The following is a 3,301-nucleotide window of genomic DNA, read 5'->3' on the forward strand; positions in this document are numbered from 1 at the left end:
GGTCGAGGTCGACGCCGCGTTCGGCCAGCACGCGGGCCACGTCCTCGCGCTCCAGCGCCGCCAGCAGGCGCTCGCGCTGCGCGGCGCCGCTCGCGATGCCCTCGCTCTCGGCGACCTGCTCGGCGCTGATCGTCACCGCATGCGCCGGCAGGCCGGTGAGGGCCAGGCTGGCGGACAGGACGAAGGACAGGACCGAGGACAGGACGGGGGTGGCGCGGCGCATGCAGGATCTCCGGCGGCGCCGGTGGGCGCGACAGGCCATCGTAGCAAGCCGGCCCGCGGGTTGGGAATCCACGGCACGCGAGCCTGATAGGCTCTGCCTTTGCATTCCCTGCGCACCCTCCCCGTGCACTTTCCCGTGACCTCCTCCCGCCATTCGATGAGCCCTGCCGTCGTGGTGCTCTCGCTGATCCTGCTGCTCGGGATCCAGCCGGTCACGACCGACCTGTACCTGCCGGCACTGCCGATGCTGACCCGCGCGCTCGAGGCGCCGGTGTCGGCGGCGCAACTGACGCTGTCGGCGCTGATCATCTGCTTCGGCGTCGCGCAGCTGGTGTGCGGGCCGCTGGCCGACCGCTTCGGCCGCCGGCCGGTGCTGCTGGCGGGCCTCGCGCTGTACACGGTGGCCAGCGTGCTGAGCGCGCTCGCGCCGTCGATCGGCTGGCTGGTGTGGTGGCGCGCGCTGCAGGGCGCGGCGATGGCGGCAGCGGTGACCTGCGGCCGCTCGATCATCCGCGACCTGTACGCGCCGCACGAGGGGGCACGCGTGATGTCGCGCGCACTGACCGGCCTGGGCGTGATCGCGATGGCCAGCCCGGTGATCGGCGGCCTGCTCGCGCAGCACCTGGGCTGGCATGCGGCGCTGATGGCGCCGGCGGTGTTCGGCGCGCTGACGCTCGCCTTCATCGCCTGGCATTTCGAGGAGACGGTGCCGGCGCGCAATACCGGCGCGACGCGGCTCGGCCCGCTGCTGCGCAACTGGGGCAGCGTGGTGCGCCACCCGACCTTCCAGGCCTGGGCCGCGCTGTCGGCGTTCACCTACGGCGGGCTGTTCTTCCTGCTGGCCGGCTCGTCGTTCGTGTTCATCGAGGTGCTGGGCACCTCGCGCGTGGGCTACGGCGTGATCATGCTCAGCAACTCGCTCGCGTACACGCTGGGCACGCTGCTGTGCCGGCGCCTGCTGGGCTCGCACGGCCTGCGGCGCGCGGTGGCGGTGGGCGGAGGCTTCACGCTCGGCGGCGGCCTCTCGATGGCCGCGCTCAGCCTGGCTGGCGTGCACGAGGTGTGGGCGATCGTGCTGCCGCAGTGGCTGTACGCGATCGGCCACGGCATCCACCAACCCTGCGGGCAGGCCGGCGCGGTCGGCCCGTTCCCCGAGAAGGCCGGCACCGCCGCCTCGCTGTCGGGCTTCGGCATGACGCTCAGCGCACTCGCCGTCGGCTTGTGGCTCGGCAAGCACCTGGACGGCACCGTCTACCCGCTGACGCTCGGCATCGGCCTGTGCAGCATCGGCGTGGCGGCCGTCGCCTGGACGCTGGTGCAGCGGCATGGCGAGCCGCCGCGGCCTGCCGCCACGGCCACGCAGGCCGCCTGAAGAATCCAAGACGAACCTTTCCCGATGACCGCATCCCTGAACTACCTCTGCCTCGCCGGCCCCACCGCCTCCGGCAAGACCGCCGCCTCGCTCGCGATCGCGCAGGCCCTGGCCGCACGCGGCACGCCGGTCGAGATCATCAGCGTCGACTCGGCGCTGGTCTACCGCGGCATGGACATCGGCACCGCGAAGCCGAGCGCCGCCGAGCGCGCGGTGGTGCCGCACCACCTGATCGACATCATCGAGCCGAGCGAGGCGTACTCGGCCGCGCGCTTCGTCGGCGACGCCGAACGGCTGATCGCCGAGATCCATGCGCGCGGCCACCTGCCACTGCTGGTGGGCGGCACGATGCTGTACTTCAAGGCGCTGTTCGAGGGGCTGGACGCGATGCCCGCCGCCGACCGCGCGGTGCGCGCCGCGCTCGACGCGCAGTGCGAGCGCGAGGGCCTGCATGCGCTGTACCGCGAGCTGCAGCGTGTCGACCCGGTCACCGCCAAGCGGCTGCAGCCGGGCGACCAGCAGCGCATCCAGCGCGCGCTGGAGGTGTACCGCGTCAGCGGCCAGCCGATCTCGTCGTTTCATAGCGAGAAGCCGGCACGCGAACTGCCGCCGCTGATCTCGCTGGAGCCCACCGACCGCGCCTGGCTGCACCAGCGCATCGAGGCCCGCTTCCACCAGATGCTCGAAGACGGCCTGGTCGACGAGGTGCGCACGCTGGAGGCGCGCGGCGACCTCGACGCCGACATGCCGTCGATGCGCTGCGTCGGCTACCGRCAGGCCTGGGAGGCGCTGGTCGAGGACGATCTCAGCGAACTGCCGGAGCGCGGCATCGCGGCGACGCGGCAGCTCGCGAAGCGGCAGATCACCTGGTTGCGCGGCATGCCGCAGCGGCAGGTGATCGCCTGCGACGCGCCGGATGCAACGGAGCGCGCGGTCGAGTGCGCGCTGCGACTGGTGGCATGAGTGCGGCGGTGAGCCCGTTGCTCGACGTTCGCGGGCTCGCGAAGCGCTATGGCGACACGCCGGTCTTCGCCGGCGTCGACCTGGCGCTGGCGGCCGGCGAGTTCGTCGCGGTGCTCGGTGAATCGGGCGTCGGCAAATCGAGCTTCCTGAACTGYCTGGCCGGCCTCGACACCGTGGACGCCGGCTCGGTGCACATCGCCGGCACCGAGATCACCGCGCTCGACGACACGCAGCAGGCGCTGTTCCGCCGCGCCCACCTCGGCTTCGTGTTCCAGGCCTTCCACGTGCTGCCGCACCTGACGGTGGCGCACAACGTCGGGTTGCCGCYGCTGCTGCAGCACCGGCCCGACGACGCCCGCGTGGCCGACCTRCTGAAAGCCGTCGGCCTCGACGGGCTCGGCGCGCGGCTGCCGCAGACCTTGTCCGGTGGGCAGTTGCAGCGCGTCGCGATCGCCCGCGCGCTGGTGCACCGGCCGCAGCTGATCCTGGCCGACGAGCCGACCGGCAACCTCGACCCGGCCACCGCCGAGCGGGTGATGGACCTGCTGTCGTCGCAGGTGCGCGAGCAGGGCGCCGCCTGCGTGCTGGTGACGCACTCGCGCGCCGCAGCGGCGCGGGCCGACCGCGTGCTGACGCTGACGCCCACCGGCATGAGCGGCTGACCGTGCTGTCGCTGCTGCGCCACCTGTCCTGGCCGGAGCTGCGGCACCACCCGTGGCGCAATCTGGCTGCGCTGCTCGCGGT

At 72.9% G+C, this 3,301-nt stretch carries 4 protein-coding genes; 3 read left to right on the forward strand and 1 reads right to left on the reverse strand.

What is annotated here, in order from left to right:
* A partial coding sequence (locus tag AC1D01_RS26430; protein WP_477871661.1) for a DUF6627 family protein occupies positions 1-223 on the reverse strand: 223 nt, incomplete at its 3' end.
* A 156-nt stretch (positions 224-379) separates the two neighbouring features.
* Between AC1D01_RS26430 and AC1D01_RS26435 the strand changes: the two genes are divergently transcribed.
* From AC1D01_RS26435 to AC1D01_RS26445, 3 genes are read left to right on the forward strand one after another with little or no spacing between them, the layout of a single operon-like run.
* The gene (locus tag AC1D01_RS26435; RefSeq protein WP_477871663.1) at positions 380-1,594 is read left to right on the forward strand and encodes a multidrug effflux MFS transporter; all 1,215 of its coding nucleotides are present in this window, start codon (positions 380-382) and stop codon (positions 1,592-1,594) included.
* A gap of 24 nt (positions 1,595-1,618) precedes the next feature.
* A complete protein-coding gene (miaA, locus tag AC1D01_RS26440) occupies positions 1,619-2,557 on the forward strand; it encodes a tRNA (adenosine(37)-N6)-dimethylallyltransferase MiaA (RefSeq protein ID WP_477871665.1) in 939 nt (312 codons plus the stop codon).
* Positions 2,554-3,219 (forward strand): ABC transporter ATP-binding protein, encoded by a 666-nt coding sequence (locus AC1D01_RS26445; protein WP_477871667.1) that lies wholly within the window; start codon positions 2,554-2,556, stop codon positions 3,217-3,219. The genes miaA and AC1D01_RS26445 overlap by 4 nt, the downstream gene beginning before the upstream one ends.
* The last annotated feature ends 82 nt before the right edge of the window (positions 3,220-3,301 follow it).

Source organism: Rhizobacter sp. P3_B12 (assembly GCF_056402895.1).